Here is a 23359-nt window from a genome sequence, read left to right as displayed (position 1 = left end):
TGTTAACTCTGTAGTTTCGTTTAATCAGACTCTTTACACTCAAATGACAGACATGGTTCTTTTAAGGTTCCAAGTAAAATCTGGAAACAATATTCGGAAAGCGTTCAGCAACATAGAGGTAACCATCGTGGATGACCATACCCATCGGACCATCAACCTGATCGGTTAAAACAGTGGCTTCATAGCTTCCACTACCTATTTCTACTGCAATGATACGGTTGCCGACATCATCACTGATTAAGAGATAGTCCCCATACAACACCATCCCCAGGGGCTGATAAAAACCTTCCACCAATACAGTTTTATTATCCGGATTTGAGACATCAAAACTATACAAGTACCCATTCCATGAATTGGTTACGTACATCGTAGTACCGACCAAAATCATTGCATTCTGAGAATATTCATTATTAGAAAAAATATTATCAGTATTCGTATTGTTAGCGAGATCTATTGTTCCTATCGCATCAAAAGTACTATAGTAGAGCAGATCACCAGCTAACAAAAGATGATCATAATTTTGACCATTTAGGACGACCTCAGGAGCCATCGAAAAGTTATCCCGTGGAACTTTACGCACTTCCAGACTCGCTTGATCAGCATAGTAAAAATGGTCGTTATGGATCACCATTCCAAGCGGAATAAAGTCAGGCCAATCCAACCCCGCAATCAATGTTTCTACTGAACCGAATGTGTTGATGTCGGTGCGTAGAATGCGTGAGGAAAGCGAGAAAGAAGGTGTATAATACGTTTCACTTATGTACAGATCGGTATCAACTAAAAGCAAGTGATTTGGCTGCCCTATGTCTTCCAGCATCACTTCATAATTGCTCACCATTAATGGAGAGTTCGTTGGAAAATCTTTGATGATCTGCAATAACCAGGTACTACTGGTCTCCCTGCCCAGCTGATCTTCTAAAGTAAATATGAATTCTGCTCTTCCGTAATCTATTTCTGTATTCAGCATGATAGATAAGTTCTGAGACGTATCGCCTTCATTGACTTCCTCAATTTCTTCTCCATTCATCTGCAATGACTTAAATCCATGTGTCGCCCTGATCTCAATCGAAACCGAAGTTGGTTCCCCACGATAAGCGCCCGGGTGCCCACCTAAATTAATAAAGAGGTTCCCTCCGTTCTTGTCGCCGTTGGAATCATCCGGGTCATCGTCGTTGGCCACATAACCTTCAGGCTGCTCACAGGAATCTTGGCTCACATTTGGGTTACCTAAGCCGTCAGAGTCATTGTCTTCATACCAGGTTACCTCAGAACACGGTGGATCATCTTCGGTACATGAAGAACATAAAATGATACATGATAATATAACCAAAAGTGAGTTTGTACCAATATAAAATGGATAGTGAGTAAGTTTCATGATAAGTAATTACGGCGGTGTATTATAATTACAAGGTACGCAATATTTTTGTTTTATGAGGCTATTTTAGTCCAAGAGAACTTTAAGGAATCCATAGATGAGCTTAAAGCTTATGGATATCACAAACGAACCTAAAAAAAATACTTATTGTTTAATTCTGAACTATCCGGTATAATAATTATTCTTCCCAAGCAAATTTCTACTTATCCGTCTTTCTGAGGTGATTTTTTTGTTGATGATAGTCTCCTCATTAAAAGAATAAAGCCCATTTCACTATTGAAATGGGCTTTGCTTCTTTTATGTGTTGGTGTTTAAAAAACTACTTCACTATTTCTTGATCACTTTATGGCTGTAGGTTCTATTCCCAACTTCCATCTGTAGCAAATAGATGCCTTTAGGATATTCAGCTAAATCTACTTCAATCGTATTGTTATCAGCAGCTATCTTCCATGAAGCAACCTTCTGCCCTTTTAAGTCAACCAGGTGGATCTCCGGACTTCCTACGTTAAAATCACTTGCAAAAGATACAAATAGTTTATTCCTGGTCGGGTTTGGATAAACATTGATAACTAATTGTGATTGTCCCTCAAAGACTACCATTACCACCTCCGAATAGGTTTCTGTTCCATCAAAGTCTGTTTGTCTCAGACGATAATAATTCACTCCTAAAAGTGGCTGACGATCTTCGAATCGATAATCAAGTCTTTCGTTACTATTACCTGCACCATCTATTTCTTTAAGTGCCTCAAAGTTTTCACCATCACTACTCTTCTCAATGGTGAAGTAATCGTTATTAAGCTCTGAAGCGGTAGCCCAATCCAGAACAATATACTGATCCTGAATGGAGGCTTGAAACGACATCAATTCTACAGGTAGTGGGTCTTCTATACCACTTGGTGTCGTGTGTGGTGCAAATGACGAGAAGGATGTGATTCCAATTGTCAATGACTTTCCATTGGTCGAGTAATCCTGAACCTCAGGATCTAAATTAACTCGTGTTCCTCCTGCTATGAATGGATCCAGGCTATTAGAGATGCCTGTGATTTTAGTAATTCTCAGGTGAGCTTCTTCATCAAATGTGAAAGACTCAGCAGCAAGCAGCTCATCCCCCAAATCAGTATGCTCTTCAGCAAGTGCATAGAATCGAATGTAAACACCATTTGAATTAGATGGTTGTGTAGTTGGTGTTATGTACCAGTTTCGGTCAAGCACATAATCTACGGTATTATCTCTTACGTCGTTATCATTAGGATCAACAATACGTACCCCCCAGCATGTACTTCCCAGGTTATTACCTGCCGGATTGATTGAAAATACGATATTTCCCAGATTATCTGTAACATCAATCCACTGATAACCACTTATGCTTATACATGAACCTCCGGTAACTACGTAATCAGCTAATAAAGACCTAACCCCTGGCGTGCTTGCTGGTGCTGGGCTTGCTGCATTGAAAGGGTCAGAAAATGTCTGTGCTTCAATGTAATCAGGAATTCCGTCACCATCGGTATCAGTATCTACTCCAATTGGAGCTGTAGCACTTCCTGAAATCAATTGTGCTTCGAGTGCATCGGATATACCGTCAGCATCACCATCAGAACCCCCACTAGCCGTAGGGCTATTGACATCATTTGGATCTGAACCATTCATCACTTCATAATAGTCTGGAATACCATCTGCATCGGTATCTGTATCCAAAGCTGGATCAGCAGCACCACCTTCGCTGGTAATCAATGCCTCAAGTGCATCAGGAATTCCGTCGCTATCAGAATCAGAATTTCCATTCGTCGTGGGAGACCCTGCAGCAAAAGGATTGGTTCCATTGTCTACTTCAATATGATCAGGTATTCCGTCTCCGTCAGTATCTGTAAATATGGTTACTGGTGCTGTCGCCCCATTTGTTACTAAAATGCTTTCTAATGCATCACTAATTCCATCACCTAAAACACCGTTAGTTGTACTGGCATCAGTGTTGGGGGACCCACCAGCTACAGGGCTATCACCGTTTGCACCATCTGTACCATAAGCTGTCTCGAAATAGTCAGGTATACCATCTGTGTCTGTATCTAATGTTGTATTTAAGGCTGTCCCAAGACCAAAATTCGTAGCAGTAGTAAAATCTACACCTGTGAATGTCACCACATCTGAAGCATATGATGCAGCACTGTAAGTTCCCAAAATACCGTCCGTGAAATCATTATTAGTATCAACAATCAACGAGAAGTCATCAATTGAGCTTGCTCCGAAACCTAATCCTGTCAGATCAAATGCTACGGTCACTGTTCCAGGATCTCCAGTTTCAGTTACTCCCCAAATTCGTGTCATTCGTTCAGTAATTCCTGTACCTGTCGGAACACCAGCAGTAGTCGTTGCGGTTGATCCATTATCATTACCCCAAACCACAAAGTCACCATCTGACTGTGCAGTGGCTGCACTCATCGTAATGATGGCATCTGTGTTATTACTCGTGCTAGATGTTTGAGCTAATCCTAACCCATTATCAGAACCGATTCCTGCGATATCATTCGCATAAGTGGTTTGACTATATACTGCACTTCCACCTACCGTATAATTTTCAGTGGAAATATCCAATGTAATGCCATATTTGATGGCCAGATACGTCTCAATATCTCTTCTATCTGCATTCGTTTGTCGTGAGCTAAAGCTCAGAATCTCAGCTATCTTACCATTGAAGGCATCATCTCTGTTAATGTTGTCACCTATCGAATAATTACCTGAGAAGTTGGCAAATGTTCCTGTGGTATTAACGGTAAGTGTAGCACCGTTTAAATAAATATCCTGATCCGTTCCTCCTGCATTATTTCTTGCATTTATTACAATCAAGTCGCTATACGTAGCGGCTACATCTTCCTGGCCACTTGCATACCCACCACTGGTCGAGTGAGTTATTACCTCATTTGTTAACGTTCCGTCATGAGCTCCAAACGCAAGTCCTGCTGATGATCCTGTATCGAATCCTAAAGGCATTTCATCATTGGATGCACTTGTTAAGCTATTATCCGGATCCAACACAATAAAATAGTCTTGTGTATTAAATCCAGCAGCACCTGTCAGAGATTCAGATGTGAAATCAAATGCAGGGTTGGTATTGAATTGACTAGTAATTCTTGTTGGACCAGTTGTTACTGGTGCTGCATCATTGCCATTACCACTTTGATCTGCCCAAGCAGTGACTTCACTTCCAGACACAGTCACTCCTGCATCAGCTCTTAGCCACAGAGTATTGCCTGTGCCACCTGGATTCACCACTGGCGGTACTGCTAACGTAAAATATGTTGTTCCACTCAATGATACGTTTTGGAATGTTAGCGTGTCTCCGCTAATACTAGAAGCAGCTACTGAAGAGGTAATGGTTGAGAAATTAGCCGTGCTATTTAAAAGTAAGTTATATAGTCCTGCAGTTTGCCCCCTTGTAGCATAATTTGATATATCTGCCACATAAATTCTAATATCCACTGTTCCAGGACTACCAGTTACCACACTCACCCATTCTGTAGATAGTCTTTCATCAAATGTTGCTGGAAGCTCGGTAGCTTGAACAGTGGTTTTATCCGTTCCTTCATTCCCCCATATAATGTATTCACCGTTATCAAGATCAGAAGCATTAGTCATGCTTACAATAGCCCCAGTATTGGTACTTCCACTGGTTGTTTGTTGTAATGCATTGTCTAGATTCTGCCCAATTCCAGCAATGTCATTACTATAGGTCGTTTCATTATAAATGGTAACTCCACTTTCTGTATATCCTGTTGTACTTATATCGAGTGTCAAACCATACCTGAGTGCTAAGTAAGATGCCACGTCTCTCCTATCAGCGTCAGATAGTCTGGAGCTAAAACTAATTATCTCAGCAATAGATCCATCAAAATCATTGGTCTGAACAGAATTTTGCCCAATTGTATAAGAAGCATCCGTATTATTGGCAAAATTGACTGTATTGGCTTCAGTTACAGCGGTATTAGAACCATCTATGTAGAGTTCCTGACCCGTTGCTCCTACATTATTTCGAGGGTTGAATAAAGTTGGTGTACCATAAGTAACCGTGGTGCTCAATTGTCCACTGGCATATTCATTGGCCGCTCCATCTGTTACAATGTGAGTAACAACTTCATCGGCAAGGTTTGCTGTTACAGTACCAAGTGCTAAACCATTTCCATCAACATTGGTATAGGAGACGATGTATCCATGATTCGTTAAATTATCAGCCGCCACGTCCGGAACAGCAACAACAAAATAATCCTGGCTATTAAACCCTGCAATTCCGCCTAGATTGTCATTACTAAAATTGATGACATCATGTGTATTTAGGTCAGTTGAAACAAGGGCAGGTTGACTTGCAGTATTGCCTTGGAAAGCATTATTTGTGTTGCCACTTTTATCTGACCAATTAGAGACTAGTCCTCCGCTGGAAGTAACACCATCGTCTGCTCTGAGCCAGAGAGTAAGGCCACTTGAAACTCCACCCGGTGCAGATGTTTGTACATCTCCTCCAATTGTAAAGTATTCACCATTGCTGAAGTCAACATTGGTGAATGTCACAATATCTCTTCCATTGACATTACTTACAGTACCGCCAGTAATAAGTGTTGACGTAGTTAAATCAGTTGGCATAGTTGCCGTATTGACTGCTTTAATGAGGTTGATGGTGGAATTATCTATATCAATCCCTAACGTGGTAATATCAAAGGCAATAGTTACCGTTCCTACATCACCTGTTTCGGCTATTCTCCAAATTTTGGTTAAGCGCTCAGTTGCTCCTGATGGCACATTACTTGTCGTAAAAGTGTTTGCACCTCCGTCATGGCCCCAGACCAGATATTCACCATTGTCAAGATCCGCAGCTGAATATACTTCTACAATTGCCCCTTCATTCACACTCATAGACACGGTTTGATTCAGGGCCTGCGTGATTTCGTTTTTACCAATACCGGCAATATCGTTTGCATATGTCGTGTAATTGTAAATAGATGATCCCCCTACTGTGTAAGCCAAAGTGGAAATATCTAATGTAATGCCGTACTTAATTGCAAGATAGGTTGCCACATCTCTTCGTTGCGCTTGCGTCAACGTTGAGCTATAGCTTATTACCTCAGTCATTGCACCATTGAAAGGTGCTGAAACAGCAGCATTATACGACTCTCCTAATTGGAATGCTTGATCTGCACGTGTATTAAAACTACCTGCATTTAATTCTGTGTCAACGATTTGGGTACCGTTTCGATAAATATCTTCACCTGTTACACCAGCATTATGCCTTGGGTTAATGATACTTGGATCTCCAAAGTTCGAAGTTGTACTTACCTGCATTGCACGATAACCCCCACCATCCAAGGCGTAGGTGATAATTTCATCATCTTGAAGAACTGTAGTTGGTCCCAATGCAATACTTGTGAAATCACCCTGCTCAAATCCAATAATTCGTCCTACTGCATTCACATTGTTGTAAATCTCATTTGGATCTATTACGATAAAAGATTCAGCTGAATTGAATCCTCCAGAAGCTGTCATGGTATTGGAACCATCAAAATTCACCCCTGGGTTATGATTCAATGATTCGCTTACTAAGTCAGGTTGGGATGCCGTCTCACTTTGAGAGGCATTGTTGACATTCCCACTTTGATCAATCCATTCGGTAATATTGGAACCACTTGTAGCAACTCCTTTATCTGCTCTTAACCATAAAGAAAGACCGGTGCTTACACCTCCAGGAGCAGGCTTATTCAAATTACCGGCCAGTGTAAAATACTCTCCATCTGCAAAGTCAACTCCACTAAAAGTAACGACCTCACTACCATTTACCGTAGATACAGTCCCTGAGCTATTCACAGTAGCAGTTGATAATCCTGTTGGCATTGTAGCACCACTAGCGGCTATTAAGAGTTCCAAAGTGGATGTAGACCCGTCAATGCCTAATGCAGTAAGATCAAATGATAAATCAACGGTTCCTACATCACCAGTTTCATCCAATCTCCATATTCTGGTTAATCTGTTTGTTGTTCCTCCCGGAACATCACTTGTGGTAACAGCTACTGATCCTCCATCATGACCCCAAATGAAAGATTCACCATCTGCCAATCCGGAAGCATTGGAAACAGTGACAACTCCACCGGAAGTACTCTGAACAGACGTTTCAGACAGTCCCTGTGAGTTATCAATAATGATTCCAGCTATGTCGTTACTGTAAGTAGTATGATTATAAATTGAAGTACCACCAACCGTGTAGTTCTCAGTGCTAATGTCCAGTGTAAGGGCATACTTCAATGCCAGGTAAGTTTCAACATCTCTTCTTTGTGAGACAGTCAACTCCGCATCAAACATGAGTATTTCTGCTATATCTCCACCATATATGTATCCAGCTCCTCCTGTACGCGCACCAATCAATACATTCGTTGTTTCACTCGCAATACCCACACCACCGTTGTTAATTTCTATTGCACCATTCAGATATGTATCCAAATTCGCTGTATTAATCATAGTTCCGACAATTGTCCACGCATCGTCAACTACTGGAGTTGTGCCTGTACTTTGAGTGCCTCCAATGATTTGACTGTAATCACCACCTGTTGTAATGAATTGATACTGTCTGTTAGCAGCTGTACCATCATTTGCTCGGGAAAGAATGGTGCCGTTATCAAGTGTATTAAAAATGGCGAAAAAAGAAAATGCATCTGTTCCGGGAACAAAATCTAGTACATCTCCTAGATCAAGATAGTCGTCCGTTCCATCAAACTCAAGAACAGCATGTGAGTTAATTGCACTGGTCTTATAGGTAGGCTGGTCATTGGATGTAGCCTGTGCTGCATTGATTCCACTATCACTTTGATCGGCCCAGTCTGTTACGTTGGTTCCTGAAGTAGTAACTCCCTTGTCGGGATCTAACCACAGAACCAAGTTAGCTGCTAAGTCTCCGGGTCCAACCTCTGGCTGAGTAGCCAATGTGAAAAAATCACCATCTGCGATGGCCACATCTTCGAAGGTAACTATGTCATCACCAGTTGCATCTTGAGATATCGCTCCATTCAATGCAACTGATCCTGTCGCAAGATCCGTTGGCATGGTGGCTCCACTAGCAGCAGTAATCAATGCAAAATCTTGACCTGTTAACGCCAAACCTAAGGTTGTCAGATTGAATGAGATATCGATGGTACCTACGTCTCCTGTTTCTTCGACACTCCAAATACGTGTCAGCCTATTTGTAACTCCGCTTGGGATATTTGCAGTGGTTGTGGTGGTAGCACCGCCATCATGTCCCCAAATCAAAAATTCTCCGTCAGCTAAATCACTGGCACCATCCATAGAGACTATATCTCCGGATGTGCTAATAGAAGAGGTTTGAAGTAATCCCTGAGAATCATCTTGTCCGATTCCAGCAATATCATTTGAATAGCTACTCCCAACAGAATAAATCGGTGAACCTCCAACCGTATAGGCCAGAGATGTGATATCTAAGGTCAATCCATACTTAATTGCTAGGTAAGTCTCGACATCTCTTCTTGCAGAATTCGAAAGTGCTGCATCAAAAAAGATGATTTCAGATATTTGACCCCCAAAATTATTTGCAGAGCCCCCATTTCTTGCACCAATAAGTAAATTGGTTGAGACGGTACCAGTTCCAATAGTTCCTGCGGCTACATCAGATGTTCCATTAACATAACTGTCAAAGTCCACAGTATTAACAACAGAGCTAACTTGAGTAAATGAATTCAGAATATTAGCTGTTCCAGCAGTATTATTGGTCCCTCCAATAATATGACGATACTCATCTCCTCCCACATAAAAGGCATAATTTCCGCTTAAGCCTGTAGTTGACCTACCAAAGATCACATCACCATTAGCAGTTGGATTTAGTACCGCTAAGAATGAAAATTCATCTGTTTGTGGAGTATAATTAAAAATATCTCCTAAATCCAGAAAACTATTGGTTCCATCAAAAGTCAAAGATGGATATCCATTGATCGCATTAGAGGTATATGATGGTTGATCTGCTGGTACGGCCTGAGAGGCAGTTAAACCATTTCCTGCAGCATCTTGCCAAGCTAGGACATTTGTGCCTGAAACACTCACTCCTTTATCTGGCTTTAACCAAAGCACCACATTCGAAGCATCTCCCGGTGATGCTGTAGGGATTTCGACCGTTATTTGAATACTAGCTCCAATAATACATAGTGGATCATTTACTCCTGTCTCAGTCGCTCTGATTGTCCAAGTACCTTCCGGATCTATACCGTCAAAACCAGACAAAGCACTTTCGGGAATATACGTTCCATCAGCTGGTACACCACCAGGTATCGCAGTACTAGACTCATCATCAAACGTCTGTGTTACTCCAGGAGAAATATCAGTTGCACCTGCAAAAGTTCCAGTAGAAAAAATAGTAACGATACCTCCATCAGGAGATTCTAATTCAAAACCATGTTCATCATGGAATGATCCACCTGTACCTGGTGCAGCACAGGTTCCATCTGTTTTATCGTAGTGTAGTGTGACGTTTATATCTGTTACCACTGCCCCAAAACCGAAAGAGGAAGTTGGAACATTGATGGTTAAGGTACCAGTACCTCCATCCACAGTGACAGGTGATGCTCCGGAGTAGGTAAAGGTCGTTTGAGAGAGCAAAGCGTTAGATGAGACATATATTAGAATCATCAAAAATGCTTTAAGCGCTGATTGCAACATGTTAATTTTGTTGGTTAATTTCATCGGCTAAATTAATATTTTACAACTCATTCTCCGATTAATTCTATATCCCATTAGATTAAATACGCGAAAATATCTATAAGTAACCGGATTTTGACAAAAATATTCAACTAACCCACTTCGTTTAAAGAATACTTTGGGATGAATGATGTATTTCAAAACAAAAAACCCTGTTCTCATCGGTATGAGAACAGGGTTTAATCTTGGAATTTTACAATTCTTATTTAACCTTATCAACTACGGCTTTAAAGGCTTTCGGCTCATTCATAGCAAGATCTGCTAGTGCCTTTCTGTTGATTTCGATTCCTGCTGCACTCAATTTACCCATGAATACAGAGTAAGACATCCCGTGCTCCCTTGCGCCAGCATTGATTCGCTGAATCCAAAGCGCTCTAAATTCTCTTTTCTTTGCTTTTCTGTCGCGATATGCGTACTGCCATCCTTTTTCAATGGCATTTTTGGATACGGTCCAAACGTTTTTTCTTCTACCAAAGTATCCTTTGGCGTGCTTCATCATCTTCTTTCGACGTGCTCTTGAAGCTACATGATTTACTGATCTCATTTTGTTTTGTTTTTGGCGATTGGTGCGTTGACTTTTTTATCAGCGTCTTTCAACCAATAACCGGGTTTTACATTTAACCATCCACCACCTGGTGGATCTAGCTATTAAAAAAATTACAGATTCAAAAGGCGTTTGATGTTTGGTTCATCCGCCTTGTCCACTACTGACATATATCGAAGATTTCGCTTCTGCTTCGTCTCCTTCTTAGTCAGAATGTGATTTTTGAATGCATGCTTTCTTTTAATCTTTCCAGTACCTGTTAGCTTAAATCGCTTCTTTGCACTGGAGTTTGTTTTAAGTTTCGGCATTTCTAACTCTATTCTATTTTACTTAATTATTTCTTTGCTTGCTTAGGTGCTACGAACAAAATCATTCGTTTTCCCTCCATTTTTGGTAGCTGTTCTACTTTACCATACTCTTCAAGTGCCTGAGCAAACTTCAAAAGCAGTATTTCCCCTCTATCCTTGAAAACAATGGTTCTTCCGTAGAAGTGCACATATGCTTTCACCTTAGCTCCATCTTTCAAAAATTTGATGGCATGATTTAACTTAAAATTGAAATCATGGTCATCGGTATTAGGACCAAACCGAATTTCCTTAATCACGGTTTTTTGCGCTTTGGCCTTAATTTCTTTTTGCTTTTTCTTCTGCTCGTACTTGAACTTGGAGTAGTCAATCACTTTACAAACAGGCGGGTCAGCATTCGGTGAAATTTCCACCAAATCCAAATTTTGCTCTTGAGCTATTTTAATGGCCTGCTCAATTGGGTAAACATCAACCTTCACATTGTCTCCAACCACTCTTACCTTACGTGCAGTGATTTTCTCATTTACCTTGTAGGGCTCTTCTTTTCTGATTCTGGAAGGGCCTCTTCTTCTTAGTTTAGCGATTGTACTCCTTTATTTTAAGTTGAACATTAAAAACAAAACGCAAATATCGTGATTATTTAGTCTTAACAAAACTCATTTAATAAGTTCGGCCACTTTATTATGGAAAAAATGAACAAATTCATCTTTTTTCATGGATCCAATGTCTCCTTCACCATGCTGTCTAACTGAAACAGCCTGATCTGCAGCTTCTTTTTCACCCACAATTAACATGTAAGGAATTTTCTTGACTTCAGCATCTCTAATCTTCTTACCAATTTTCTCATCTCTTTCATCCACAAAACCACGAATATCATTCTCCTGCATTTGAAGGTGAACATCCTGTGCATAGTCGTGGTATTTCTCAGAAATTGGAAGAATAGCTATTTGTTCAGGAGCCAACCATAACGGAAAATCCCCTGCACAGTTTTCAATCAAAATCGCAATGAAACGTTCCATCGATCCAAATGGTGCGCGGTGGATCATCACTGGTCTGTGCTTTTGATTGTCACTTCCTACATACTCAAGTTCAAATCTGTCTGGCAAGCTATAATCTACCTGAATGGTTCCGAGTTGCCATTTTCTTCCTAAGGCATCTTTCACCATAAAGTCTAGCTTAGGTCCATAAAATGCTGCTTCCCCGTATTCTACGACAGTTTGCAAGCCTTTTTCATCTGCTACTTCCTGAATCTCTCTTTCTGCGCGATCCCAATCTTCGTCTTTTCCGATGTACTTCTCCGGATTGTCAGGATCTCTTAGGGAAACCTGAGCAGTAAAGTGACCAAATCCAAGTGCACCAAAAACATGAAGCACCAGGTCGATTACTTTGGCGAACTCTTCTTTTACCTGGTCCTGACGACAGAAAATGTGAGCATCATCTTGAGTAAAGCCACGAACACGAGTGAGGCCATGAAGTTCTCCGCTTTGTTCGTATCGATAAACTGTTCCAAACTCAGCATATCGTATCGGTAAGTCTTTGTATGATCTGGGTCTTGATTTGTAGATCTCACAATGATGAGGACAATTCATTGGCTTCAACAAAAATTCTTCATCTTCTGAGGGTGTTTTTATTGGTTGAAATGAATCCTCACCATATTTCGCATAGTGACCAGAAGTAACATACAATTCCTTACTACCTATATGCGGTGAAACCACCTGATCGTACCCAGCCTTTAATTGAGCTTTCCTCATAAAATTTTCCAATCGCTCACGCAGAACCGCACCTTTAGGAAGCCATAAAGGAAGCCCCTTCCCGACTTTTTCTGAGAAAGTGAATAACTCAAGCTCCTTCCCAATCTTCCTGTGATCCCTAAGTTTCGCCTGCTCTAAAAGCTCCAGATACTCCTTGAGTTCTTTTTGTTTAGGGAATGAAATAGCATATAATCTGGTTAGCTGCTTTCTATTCTCATCTCCTCTCCAATACGCTCCTGCTACATTGAGAATTTTTACAGCTTTGATATAACCGGTATGAGGAATGTGAGGTCCCCTACATAAATCAGTGAAGTTTCCCTGGGTATAGAAAGTGATGCTTCCATCTTCAAGTCCATCAATTAGCTCAAGTTTGTATTCATCACCTTTATCCTGGTAGTATTTGATTGCGTCTGCTTTTGATACCTCTTTCCTATGATACTCATTTTTCTCACGGGCCAACTCAAGCATCTTATTTTCAATCGCCTCTAAATTATCCGCATCAAACTCAATATCACCAAAATCTATATCGTAGTAGAACCCATTTTCAATGGGTGGACCAATACCTAATTTAATACCCGGATATAGCGCCTCGAGTGCTTCCGCCAAAAGGTGTGCCGAAGAGTGCCACATGGTGGATTTTCCTTCATCATCATTCCATGTCAATAACTGAAGATTAGCATCCTCCTCAATTGGTCTGAAAGAATCTCTAACTTCTCCGTTTACTTTTGCTGCTAATACATTCCTAGCCAGGCCTTCACTGATGCTCATTGCGACATCCAATGCAGTACTTCCTTTACTATACTGCCGCTGAGATCCGTCTGGTAGTGTAATGGTGATTTGATCACTCATTAATTTTCAATTTTTTTTGGTTGTAATTCTAATCCGGGAGTTTTACTCTCCTCAAATTTTAAACGCTGCAAATATGCAATTTTTCGCTGTATAAGGTCAATTCTTTGGCTAGCTAATGTGTCATTTGGGTTTAAATCTTCTAGATATTCGAAATATCTAATCGCGTATAATAACCAACCTCTATCTTCATAAAGTCTGCCTGCCTTCCACAGTGCCATTCGGTTGGTTGAATCTCTTTTGATTAATGATTCTAAAATGTAGGCTGCAGAATCCCATTTTGCATCATTTTTATATGATTCAGTGATAAAATAAGCAGCTGTATCTTTATCCAGATCCTGGAATAATAGGTTTCTACTTTGCTCTCCTCTATCCAAACGCTCCAAAAGGGAGGCGTAAGTAAGTTTTTGATCAAATCGTAATGTGCTTTCTGTGAAGTATTTATTCATCACATCTATACCCATGTCTTCATATCCGAACTCAATCAACATTTGACCATAATTCCACATTAAATCATTTTGAGGACTTTGCTTGTATAGTTTGCCTAAATTATAAACCGCCATTACAGAATCACCTAGCTCCAAATATTTAGATGAGGCAAATTCAATGTTTTGGGAGTTTTGATTGTTTTTCAAAAATTTACGTAATTCATACCGGGCTCTCAGGTAATTGTTCGTTTTTATAAGGCTCTCAATGTAGGCTTCAACATAATCCTTTTTAAGACCATATTCCTCGTCCCACTTATCAATGAGTCTTAATAGATCTTTTTGAAGGTCATGCTTCTGATAATAATCTATATACTGTTTTACCAATTGGTTGCTCATCCCAAATTTTTCTTTTTGGGCATTGAGTGCTGAAATGCACGTCGTTGGCCAGTCCAACTGTTCACAATAAAAAAGTTTTTGACCAACTAAGTGATCATTATCAGGATCTGATTCCAGCTTATCATTGATTTCATTTAAAGCATCTGAGTAGAAACCAGCATGTAACTTGGGAACAATGATTTTGTCATTTTTCGGACCCGAACAGGCGAATAGTGCGATAGATAAGATGTAAAACGATCCCTTCATAATGAAGGATCAAAGTTAAGCTGATTGCTATTCAAATGTGGCTAGTCTGTGCTCTTCTTTAACCGTTCCACATCATTTCTTAGATTACCAATCATACCCATTAGCTGATCCATTGATAAATCATTGGATGAATTTGGATCAGGGAATTCAACAGAGATGTAGGCTTTCGCTTCCCATATCTCCATTATTTCAGCAGGATCTAGCTCATAAGCACTAAATGACTTATTATCAGAGACCAAAAACAGCTTTCCTTTTTCTTCAATGTAATTGAAGACTCTTTTATATACTACCCCTTCAGATTGAGTGACTAAAACATAGGTATTACCATTTCTTATATGACTCAACTGTTCTACATATTTTCCAACAATGATGCTACCAGAAACTATTGGTAACATGGAATCGCCCGCAATTTCAAATGCTCGATATGTACCTCCTTTTGGCAATACAGGTAAATGAAATCTTGGAAGATCAGTCAGGTATTCCGGATCAGAATAACCATTGGTATAACCTGCTGCTGCTTTGGTTGGTACTAATTGAATAAACTCTTCATCTGCATTATCATCAACCGTAACCGCCAACACCTTAACATTTTGTTTTGGTACACGATTTTCTTTGGTGAGGTCTTCATTGATCAATTCATCAACAGTCACTTCAAACAATTCAGCCATTTTTGAAAGTGTGGTCAATCTTGGATCCGCCCTACCTTCTTCATATGCCCCAACCGATGGTCGGTTAATACCCAAAGCCTGAGCAAACGTCTCTTGCGTGAATCCCTTTTTCTTTCTTAAATATTTAATATTATTTGGTATCCGTGCCATTATTCAAAGATCATTAGGTTATTTGGTTGTGTTTCTTGTCCTACATTAAACAAATGAAAATGCTTATACTCAATGCTCCTATCCAGCTCTTTTAATCTTTTTCGTATTCTGGTGATTACTGATTTTAGCGTTTCATCAGCCTCCACCAAAACATATCCATAGAGTTCTTTACTTCCTCTGATAGTGGCAAAGAATTTAACTTGATAACGACCTGACTGAAGCTTTTTAGAAGTTATTCTAAGCTTATAATAGTCATCCAATATCAAATCTTTTGCCAACTGCATATATTCTATTTGATCTTAAATTTAGTAAATTATTTGAAATACTAAAATTTTTAGATTTTTATTAGGATGCTAGTATGAAATTGGCTTCCTCGATATATCCTTTCTTATTAAGATAATCTCTTATTTCATTCCTAGCGCCTCGATTTGCGACATACGATACAATGAATGCCTCCTCCTTGGATGGTGTATTTGTGTAATGAAGTACTTCATCTTTCTTTTTTACATCGATGTACTTCATAACCTCAACGCCTTCAGCTAGCAATAACTCACTTCTTCGTCTCGAAAGCCTACCTGCACCCCACAGGTATATATTAGGATGAAATGGATTATTTTTTTTGAGCCACTGCGCCAGATACTGAGCTTTGATTTTGAAGAACGCCTCTTGAGAGTATCGGTCATCTGTTCGTGTAAGACGACCCGATAAATCCCGCCATTTTAAAATCGTGTGCTCAACTTTTCTCATAGTCACACTTTTGGACATCAGACGTAAGAAAAATTCATAATCTTCGGGGAAATCACCTGCTTGATAGGATCCGTATTTATCAAAAACCTTCCTTCTAAACATTAATGAAGGATTTGCTAGTGGAAATTCAACAAATTGATTGAAACGGATTTGATCTGTTGATCGAATTGAATTTAACCAATCAACATAGTGAATGAATCCTATGTTTTCATCAGGGCCCAAATACTCCACCAATCCAGACACCACTTCTAAGCTTGAGTCACTTTCTAATAAATCAACCTGACGCACTAATCGATCTTCCGTAGCAATATCATCTGCATCCATTCTCGCGATGTATGGTCCATTTGCAAACTTCAATCCTGTATTAAATGCGTAAACTACGCCTCTATTGGTCTCACTTACCAATTTTACCTTCGGGTGGGAATGATAGGACTTTGCAATAAATTCAGATTCATCATTGCTTCCATTGTCAACTAAAATCAACTCAAAGTTTTCGTAGGACTGATTAAGAATGCTTTGAATAGCATTCTCCAGGAAAGGTGCATTGTAAAACGGTAGAATGACAGAAACAAGTGGTGGGTTTTTACCCGTTCCCATTTTCTCCTTCAGGTTCTTGGCCTTCTTCTTCGGTATTTTCTTCAGCAGGTGGATCAGTACTTTCTTCAGTGTCAGTTTCTGACTTCTTGCGCCTTTTGAACAGCCCTTTTCTTTCTTTCACTTGAACGGAATCAGGTGCAGCGACTGCAGAAGTGTCAGTTGGTGCTGGTTTGGGTTTAGGACGGTTATCAATGAATTTGTAGGAGTAATATTTATTGTAATACTCTTGCTCTACATTAAAGTTATCATCCGGCTGATATCCATATAAATACTTTGGTTTCTCTTCCTCCTCAACAGCAATGGCAGTTGTCGCCAAAGAATCTAGTCCTAAAGAATCTGAGGCAATCGATAATGAATCAATACCAAAATCAGAGGCTACAAAATCGTTTGAAACCGGATCTGGTGCAAGCACATTTTCCATTGGAGCTGTTCGCAAACGATATTTCTTGATTGGATAAGGTGTGTTTTTAACAATACCGTATTTTGTCTGTTTTTGAATCCTCCAGGGAACTACCTTCTCACCAGCATAGGCATAGTAATCTGTTTTTGGCTGCTGAACTACACCAAGTGTATCATCAGGGTCCTGGCCATTTTGTTGTGCTAAGTATTGCGTCCGTGTATTTTCATCTAACTGCCAGACATAAGAAAAGTAGGCATATCGGGTAGAATCATCTAGAATATAGGTACTCTGAAATGCAGGGCATATCACCTTATCTTGACATGAGATCAAGGACACATAACACAAAAGGATGATCAGCCTCTTCATAGAGATGAATGTGACAAAGCAGTGATTTGGATCAAAAATAGGTGTATTTTCCTTTATACCTAAAAAACAACGACGAAATTGAACTTTTAGTAGATTTATCTGGATGATAGGTTGTTAAACACGTGATCATACATCTGATCTACCCACATTTTATACATTTTGCCCGATGGATGAAGACCATCTGAAGCAATAAGTGAAGGATTATCTGCAGCTTTTCGTGAGCCTTGAGTGATGTTGATAAATTTCACATCTCTCAGTTTGGAAATTTTTTCAGCGATTGCATTATAATTATCCAGCTCCTTCGCAATTTTCTCAGGATCCAGCATCTTCTTTTTAGCAAATGGAGTCACTCCGTAATCCGGAATGGAAACAACCATCACATTATATGGGTTGCCGTCAGCAAACTGAATGGCCTGGTCGAGAAGCTCTTTAAACTCCTTTTCATACTGATCGATAGGATAGCCTCTATATTGATTATTAACACCAATAAGCAGTGAGACAAAATCATAAGGACCTTCCACATCGGCTTTTACAATTCCTGACATCAGTTCATCTGTTGTCCATCCTGTGGTAGCAACAATCACTGGATCTATTTTGATGGAATCTTTTCTTAGTCGGTGAGCCAGTTGTACCGGCCATCTCTCATCGACATTAACCGCTTCACCTATGGTATATGAATCACCCAGGGCCAAATGGACGAATCCTTTATCGCTCATAGGTTCGGATCTTTGAGTGGCACAAGAAAATAAAACAATACTGCATAAAATAACCGTAAAACGCATGATTAGGGATTTTATGCAAAGTAAGAATTTTTGAAGATTAATCCCTCGTATCTCAAGGATTCGTACCAGCGATTATAAATTTTACCGGAATTATCTTTTTCACTCGCACTGGAACACCCCTTTGCTTACCTGGTATCCATTTTGGTGCATTTTGAATGACTCGAATGGCTTCCTCATCGCATCCAGCTCCAATTCCTTTCACTACCTGAACCTGTGTAATACTTCCATCTTTTTCAATAACAAATTGTACAAAGACAGAACCCATGATTCCTAGTCTCATGGCTTGAGATGGATATTTAAGTTCTTTAGCGAGATATGAATAGAATGCTTCCAAGCCACCTTCGGGTAAGGGCTCTTGCTCTACGATCACAAATATTTCTTCAATTTCTTCTTCCTCATCGATAGGTACATTAACCTCCACTACCTCTAGCGCTTCATTTTCAGTTACTTCTACATCCAAATTCAGATTAATGTCTTCTATTATTTCAGTGTCCTTGACTTCTGCTATTTTAAAGACCTCTTGTTTAGGAGGTGGCGGAGGTGGTGGTTGGGTACTGACTGGTATTTCTATGATCTCATTTAAATCCGCCTCTACTTCACCAAGATCGACCAAGTTTCCATCATCGTAAGATTTCCAATTAATGGCAATAATTGCAAGTAATATGCTGACCGCCATTCCAATATTTAGAAGTAATGGTCTTAGAGCCACATCTTTAGCCTTATGTTCCTCTTTAATTGCCAGAAGATCTTCATAAATAGCCAATTCCTTATGACTTTTAGTCAGTCTTGTATTGACGTTAGTTAACTCCTGAATAGTCTCTTCAGTAAGACTTTTTGGAGTGCTTATGATTTTTGGAGTTTTCATAATTCCAAGGTTTAAATGGATGATTAGTAAACCTATTGATTATGAGCAGCTTTCCCGATGATGTAGGTTAATGGTTAGAATGACTTAAATCAGTGTGGAAAAACCTAAAGTACATCCTTTAAATCTTCATTTTTATTGAAAACTGACCGTGCAAACGGGCACAGTGGAACAATGCTAATACCTTTCTTTCTCGCATCATCTACTGCCCTTAATACCAGTTTTTCTCCTAGTCCCATGCCTCTGTATGCATCATTCACTTCAGTATGATCGATGATTATTCTATCCGTTCCAGCTATGGAATAGGTCATTTCTGCAGCTTTGGTTCCTTCAATTTCAATGAAATACGTCCCGTTAGTTTCAAATTCCTTATTCTGAATATTATCATTCATCAACTCATCTGTTTTAGTTCTTCTTTTAGCTTCTTTGCTAAGTTACTGACGACTAATTCATAGCTATGGTTAATTAAATGTTTGATTTTATCATCCGGAACACCTCCGTCAGTATATACAGAGTTCCACTGTTTCTTATTCATGTGATATCCAGGTCGAATCGATCCATCGAACTTTTCTCGAAGCTCAATGGCATATTCAGGATCGCATTTGAGGTTGATAAATTCAAAATTATTGATGCTGGTCAACGCATACATCTTATCCATCACTTTGAATACCAGTGTATCCGGTCCAAAAGGGGTATGTTCTGTAGTGCCCGGCTTGGCCATGCAGTAATCACGGAATGCTTCAATGTGCATGATGGAAAGTTAGTCAGGATCATGGATGGTTCAAAGGGTACGGATTGAGAAGGGTCTACGTAAGTAAGAAGGAAGATTTTTAGTCACCCCCTAGCCCCCTGAAGGGGGATGGTTGTGTCGTCCTAAAATAAGTTTACAATTAAACATAGTTAATCCTGACATATGTTGACAGTTTGATTATAGTCCTGTTTTACGTTGACAGTTGCACTTTTCCAATAATTCTTCCAAAGAGATTCCGGCTTAATATTCGTTAAGTGAACCTGGTTGGGTGTCATCATCCCACAGCTTAGATGAGGTCTTTCTTGATTGTAGCGTTTTACTACTTCACTTAAGAGGTCTCTGGCCTGTGAGAGACTTTTCACCTCATAATGCTGAAGATATTCTTCTTTGATTATCCCATTGACTCGTTCAGCAATAGCGTTTTCTAATGGATCCCCATTTTCAGTCATACTGATAAGCACACCTCTAGCGGATAACATTTCCACATATTCATGGCTGCAATACTGGATGCCTCGATCTGAATGGTGGATCAATCCCTTTAAAGATCCAGGTTGGCTTTCGATTGCCATGTGTAATGCTCGTTGGTTATTGATGGCTTCCAGATTATCAGATAACTCATAACCTACTATTTTTCGACTGTAAGCATCGGTGATTAGGCAGATGTAATGAAAGCGATCTCTCCACTTCCAATATGTAATATCACTCACCCAAACTTGATTCACATTTTGAATAGCCAGATCCTTAATCAAGTTGGGGTACTTCCTAAACCAGTGCCTGGAGTTTGTCGTCGATACCCGTCGTTTTCTTCGCTTTATCAGCAAATGATGGCTGGAAAGCAGATCAAAAAATGCATCTCTGCCTATACGGATACCTAAACGATCAAAATCCGACTGAAGCAGATGAAAGAGCTTCCTGCCTCCTAAATATGGATGAGATGCTCTTTGATCCAGAACCAATTGCAGTATCTGTTGATGAGTGGACTCCAATGATCTGTTTCTCGCCTGATACTGATAGTAGGATTGCCTGCTTATACCAAACAGCCCACAAATACGGCTCAGCCCTACTGATGGATAAATGTGCTTCATGGCTTTGACTGTTTGGTGGACAACTTTTTTCTGATCTTCAATGAAAACTTCTCCTCGGCTATGTCAATCATCTTTGAATAAGCTTCTGACTTTAGCTCAGCTAACTTCAGCGCTTCTTCTAGTTCCTTAATTCTTGCAGTTAAATCTTCAGGATTCTCCTGTTCCTTATTTGATTTAGACATATAAACACTGCCTTTTAATGGCTCTCTTATACCAAAACTACGCATCCAGTTGGTGATGGCACTATGGCCTTTGATTCCATACTTGCGCTGAGCTGCATCTTTACTAAGTTTACCTGATAGTACTTCTTGTATTATTCGTAGTTTCTCCGAATCACTTCGATAAATACGGCTTCCTGTTTTAATTCTCATTTCACACTTAAATTGTGTAAACCTATTTCAGGACAAGACAGGTCTTCCATTTAATCGTCATTCCGAACCTGAGGTACGACGGTGAAGGAATCTTTTTATAATGAATTAGCTGAGCTGACCTAGTGTTCTTTATTTCTCAGAGTCCTTTCCTTATCTCCTCCCAACACTAAGTGACTCTGAGGGGGTGTAGCGCTTCTTCTAGTTCCTTAATTCTTGCAGTTAAATCTTCAGGATTCTCCTGTTCCTTATTTGATTTAGACATATAAACACTGCCTTTTAATGGCTCCCTTATACCAAAACTACGCATCCAGTTGGTGATGGCACTATGGCCTTTGATTCCATACTTGCGCTGAGCTGCATCTTTACTAAGTTTACCTGATAGTACTTCTTGTATTATTCGTAGTTTCTCCGAATCACTTCGATAAATACGGTTTCCTGTTTTAATTCTCATTTCACACTTAAATTGTGCAAACCTATTTCAGGACAAGACAGGTAATCCATTTTAATCGTCATTCCGAACCTGAGGTACGACGGTGAAGGAATCTTTTTATAATGAATTAGCTGATCTGACCTAGTGTGAAGATTTCCCTGTCACCCCCTAACCCCCTCAAGGGGGAAAAGTAACCATCATAAAGATTTCTCCTACCTCGAAATGACAATAGAATAGTATAGGACCTGTCACCCCTAACCCCCTGAAGGGGGATAGATCATCTGCTAAAATCCAATGGTATACCCGATTCGTGGGGTGAGTGGACGTTGATTGAGGGTGTTGTTTTTGTAGTTGAAGTCGTAGAGCAGGGCGATACTGAGGCTAATCTTTTCCGTGATGTTGAACTTTCTGCCGGCACCAAGTAAAGTAGAGTATTGCCAGCTTAACGGTTGCGAAGTTTCAGCAAATAACGCTTTGTTTTTTACCAACTGGTATTCTCCATAAATGAAAAATCCTTGGAAAATATCGTAGTTTGCAAATGCACTGAACCCATGAGCATCACCGGTTATAGCAGTAGAGTCTCTGTCACTGAACTGCTCTCGAAACAATAGGCCTACCCCAGTAGAAAACTTTTGAGTCCACTGATAGCCTAGCTGAAAATTAGCATCTAGTACGAATGGATCAGTGGACTGAATGGTGACATTGCCATTTAGAAAAAATCGCTTTTTCAACGGAGTTCCCTTCAGTGAATTTCGCTTAATCCCTTCCTCCTCTTTGCTCAGGTTAGGCAATTCCAGATATTTTTCCTTGGCTTCTTTGATCGAGATTTGAGATTTGGCAAACTCCTCCGGTGATATATTCTCAAAGAACTCCTTCACCCCCGACCGATCGATTTGCTGTAGCTGACCGTATTGGTTCAGCGTGCCGTTCATCATCTGTTGCTCGATCTTCAAATCGCTTTGCTGTGCAAGCTCAGGAGGCAGGTAACTTTCCAGCCGCTCATTCATATTAAAGCGCTCCAACAAAGTGGCACTATCCAGCTTGATAGAGTCGAGGTTAAATTGTTCCAGGTAAGTAGAGTCATACTGCCCATAGGCCTCATACACCTTCCGGACTTGCCTGAAATCACCTCTTTTGGATAACTCCTGAAGTGCCCAATCCATGGAATCCTTGGGTGGCTTGAAGCCGGTATAATCCATGACATACTTCTTCGGCTTCTTAATCTTATACTCACCCAAAAGAATCTCCTGTTGATGCAGTTTAGCTTCTTTCCATCGACCAATGGATTTTAAGCTGTCTTTATGCTGAACCTTATACTCCTTCCAGGCCCTCTTGGCAGCTTTCAGGCTATCCTTGGAATAAACCTTCTTATACTTCTCTAGCTTTTTTCTCGGCTCTTTAACCTGATCTACTTTCTTCAGGTGCTTATCTGAGACATTTACATCGAACTTGATTTGGGAAAAGGCCGAAAAAGAAAGCCACGATAATAATAGATAAATGATACATCTCAGCCGAAAACACAT

Annotated in this window: 19 protein-coding genes; all 19 read right to left on the bottom strand. The window is 40.0% G+C overall.

All coding sequences use genetic code 11. The features are described 5' to 3' along the window. Positions 1-61: 61 nt before the first annotated feature. Complete coding sequence (locus tag ACOMC3_RS07055; protein ID WP_420318829.1) at positions 62-1375, bottom strand: hypothetical protein; 1314 nt, start codon at positions 1373-1375, stop codon at positions 62-64. Between the two features lie 327 nt (positions 1376-1702). Next, the gene (locus tag ACOMC3_RS07050) at positions 1703-10042 is read right to left on the bottom strand and encodes a T9SS type A sorting domain-containing protein (RefSeq protein WP_420318828.1); all 8340 of its coding nucleotides are present in this window, start codon (positions 10040-10042) and stop codon (positions 1703-1705) included. A gap of 271 nt (positions 10043-10313) precedes the next feature. After that, the gene (gene rplT, locus ACOMC3_RS07045; protein ID WP_420318827.1) at positions 10314-10655 is read right to left on the bottom strand and encodes a 50S ribosomal protein L20; all 342 of its coding nucleotides are present in this window, start codon (positions 10653-10655) and stop codon (positions 10314-10316) included. Between the two features lie 113 nt (positions 10656-10768). Further along, positions 10769-10963 (bottom strand): 50S ribosomal protein L35, encoded by a 195-nt coding sequence (rpmI, locus tag ACOMC3_RS07040; protein ID WP_089355937.1) that lies wholly within the window; start codon positions 10961-10963, stop codon positions 10769-10771. A gap of 26 nt (positions 10964-10989) precedes the next feature. After that, a complete protein-coding gene (gene infC, locus ACOMC3_RS07035; protein WP_420319308.1) occupies positions 10990-11544 on the bottom strand; it encodes a translation initiation factor IF-3 in 555 nt (184 codons plus the stop codon). 72 nt (positions 11545-11616) lie between these two features. After that, complete coding sequence (gene thrS, locus ACOMC3_RS07030) at positions 11617-13560, bottom strand: threonine--tRNA ligase (RefSeq protein ID WP_420318826.1); 1944 nt, start codon at positions 13558-13560, stop codon at positions 11617-11619. Next, complete coding sequence (locus ACOMC3_RS07025) at positions 13560-14627, bottom strand: tetratricopeptide repeat protein (protein ID WP_420318825.1); 1068 nt, start codon at positions 14625-14627, stop codon at positions 13560-13562. The genes thrS and ACOMC3_RS07025 overlap by 1 nt, the downstream gene beginning before the upstream one ends. 41 nt (positions 14628-14668) lie before the next feature. Beyond that, positions 14669-15445, bottom strand: coding sequence for a helix-turn-helix domain-containing protein (locus tag ACOMC3_RS07020; RefSeq protein WP_420318824.1), 777 nt, complete (start codon positions 15443-15445; stop codon positions 14669-14671). Continuing rightward, positions 15445-15729 (bottom strand): hypothetical protein, encoded by a 285-nt coding sequence (locus ACOMC3_RS07015; RefSeq protein WP_420318823.1) that lies wholly within the window; start codon positions 15727-15729, stop codon positions 15445-15447. Before ACOMC3_RS07015 ends, ACOMC3_RS07020 begins: the two co-directional genes overlap by 1 nt. A gap of 61 nt (positions 15730-15790) precedes the next feature. Further along, a complete protein-coding gene (locus ACOMC3_RS07010) occupies positions 15791-16789 on the bottom strand; it encodes a glycosyltransferase (RefSeq protein ID WP_420318822.1) in 999 nt (332 codons plus the stop codon). Next, positions 16776-17555 (bottom strand): hypothetical protein, encoded by a 780-nt coding sequence (locus tag ACOMC3_RS07005; protein WP_420318821.1) that lies wholly within the window; start codon positions 17553-17555, stop codon positions 16776-16778. Before ACOMC3_RS07005 ends, ACOMC3_RS07010 begins: the two co-directional genes overlap by 14 nt. Before the next feature lie 95 nt (positions 17556-17650). Further along, positions 17651-18271, bottom strand: coding sequence for an SGNH/GDSL hydrolase family protein (locus ACOMC3_RS07000; RefSeq protein ID WP_420318820.1), 621 nt, complete (start codon positions 18269-18271; stop codon positions 17651-17653). 118 nt (positions 18272-18389) lie between these two features. Continuing rightward, a complete protein-coding gene (locus ACOMC3_RS06995; protein ID WP_420318819.1) occupies positions 18390-19202 on the bottom strand; it encodes an energy transducer TonB in 813 nt (270 codons plus the stop codon). A gap of 104 nt (positions 19203-19306) precedes the next feature. Next, a complete protein-coding gene (locus tag ACOMC3_RS06990) occupies positions 19307-19591 on the bottom strand; it encodes a GNAT family N-acetyltransferase (RefSeq protein ID WP_420318818.1) in 285 nt (94 codons plus the stop codon). Next, on the bottom strand, positions 19591-19950 hold the full coding sequence (locus ACOMC3_RS06985) for an MmcQ/YjbR family DNA-binding protein (RefSeq protein ID WP_420318817.1): 360 nt from the start codon (positions 19948-19950) through the stop codon (positions 19591-19593). The genes ACOMC3_RS06990 and ACOMC3_RS06985 overlap by 1 nt, the downstream gene beginning before the upstream one ends. A gap of 149 nt (positions 19951-20099) precedes the next feature. After that, complete coding sequence (locus tag ACOMC3_RS06980; RefSeq protein ID WP_420317337.1) at positions 20100-21035, bottom strand: IS3 family transposase; 936 nt, start codon at positions 21033-21035, stop codon at positions 20100-20102. After that, a complete protein-coding gene (locus tag ACOMC3_RS06975; protein WP_420316999.1) occupies positions 21032-21406 on the bottom strand; it encodes a hypothetical protein in 375 nt (124 codons plus the stop codon). Before ACOMC3_RS06975 ends, ACOMC3_RS06980 begins: the two co-directional genes overlap by 4 nt. Before the next feature lie 166 nt (positions 21407-21572). Continuing rightward, positions 21573-21857: a hypothetical protein gene (locus ACOMC3_RS06970; protein ID WP_420318816.1), complete on the bottom strand. Its 285-nt coding sequence runs from the start codon at positions 21855-21857 to the stop codon at positions 21573-21575. 263 nt (positions 21858-22120) lie between these two features. Continuing rightward, a complete protein-coding gene (locus tag ACOMC3_RS06965) occupies positions 22121-23359 on the bottom strand; it encodes a hypothetical protein (protein WP_420318815.1) in 1239 nt (412 codons plus the stop codon).

The sequence above is a fragment of the Ekhidna sp. genome (assembly GCF_965212185.1).
Lineage (GTDB): Bacteria > Bacteroidota > Bacteroidia > Cytophagales > Cyclobacteriaceae > Ekhidna.
This window is presented reverse-complemented; position numbering and strand designations above follow the sequence as displayed.

Coding starts and splice junctions, on each gene's coding strand:
- rpmI (WP_089355937.1), bottom strand. CDS start 10,963: ATGCCGAAACTTAAAACAAACTCCAGTGCAAAGAAGCGATTTAAGCTA.
- ACOMC3_RS07050 (WP_420318828.1), bottom strand. CDS start 10,042: ATGATTCTAATATATGTCTCATCTAACGCTTTGCTCTCTCAAACGACC.
- rplT (WP_420318827.1), bottom strand. CDS start 10,655: ATGAGATCAGTAAATCATGTAGCTTCAAGAGCACGTCGAAAGAAGATG.
- ACOMC3_RS07015 (WP_420318823.1), bottom strand. CDS start 15,729: ATGCAGTTGGCAAAAGATTTGATATTGGATGACTATTATAAGCTTAGA.
- ACOMC3_RS07000 (WP_420318820.1), bottom strand. CDS start 18,271: ATGAGCGATAAAGGATTCGTCCATTTGGCCCTGGGTGATTCATATACC.
- ACOMC3_RS06975 (WP_420316999.1), bottom strand. CDS start 21,406: ATGAGAATTAAAACAGGAAGCCGTATTTATCGAAGTGATTCGGAGAAA.
- ACOMC3_RS06995 (WP_420318819.1), bottom strand. CDS start 19,202: ATGAAAACTCCAAAAATCATAAGCACTCCAAAAAGTCTTACTGAAGAG.
- ACOMC3_RS07025 (WP_420318825.1), bottom strand. CDS start 14,627: ATGAAGGGATCGTTTTACATCTTATCTATCGCACTATTCGCCTGTTCG.
- thrS (WP_420318826.1), bottom strand. CDS start 13,560: ATGAGTGATCAAATCACCATTACACTACCAGACGGATCTCAGCGGCAG.
- ACOMC3_RS06985 (WP_420318817.1), bottom strand. CDS start 19,950: ATGCACATTGAAGCATTCCGTGATTACTGCATGGCCAAGCCGGGCACT.
- ACOMC3_RS07005 (WP_420318821.1), bottom strand. CDS start 17,555: ATGAAGAGGCTGATCATCCTTTTGTGTTATGTGTCCTTGATCTCATGT.
- ACOMC3_RS07010 (WP_420318822.1), bottom strand. CDS start 16,789: ATGGGAACGGGTAAAAACCCACCACTTGTTTCTGTCATTCTACCGTTT.
- ACOMC3_RS06965 (WP_420318815.1), bottom strand. CDS start 23,359: ATGTGTTTTCGGCTGAGATGTATCATTTATCTATTATTATCGTGGCTT.
- ACOMC3_RS06990 (WP_420318818.1), bottom strand. CDS start 19,591: ATGAATGATAATATTCAGAATAAGGAATTTGAAACTAACGGGACGTAT.
- ACOMC3_RS07020 (WP_420318824.1), bottom strand. CDS start 15,445: ATGGCACGGATACCAAATAATATTAAATATTTAAGAAAGAAAAAGGGA.
- ACOMC3_RS06970 (WP_420318816.1), bottom strand. CDS start 21,857: ATGAGAATTAAAACAGGAAACCGTATTTATCGAAGTGATTCGGAGAAA.
- ACOMC3_RS07055 (WP_420318829.1), bottom strand. CDS start 1,375: ATGAAACTTACTCACTATCCATTTTATATTGGTACAAACTCACTTTTG.
- ACOMC3_RS06980 (WP_420317337.1), bottom strand. CDS start 21,035: ATGAAGCACATTTATCCATCAGTAGGGCTGAGCCGTATTTGTGGGCTG.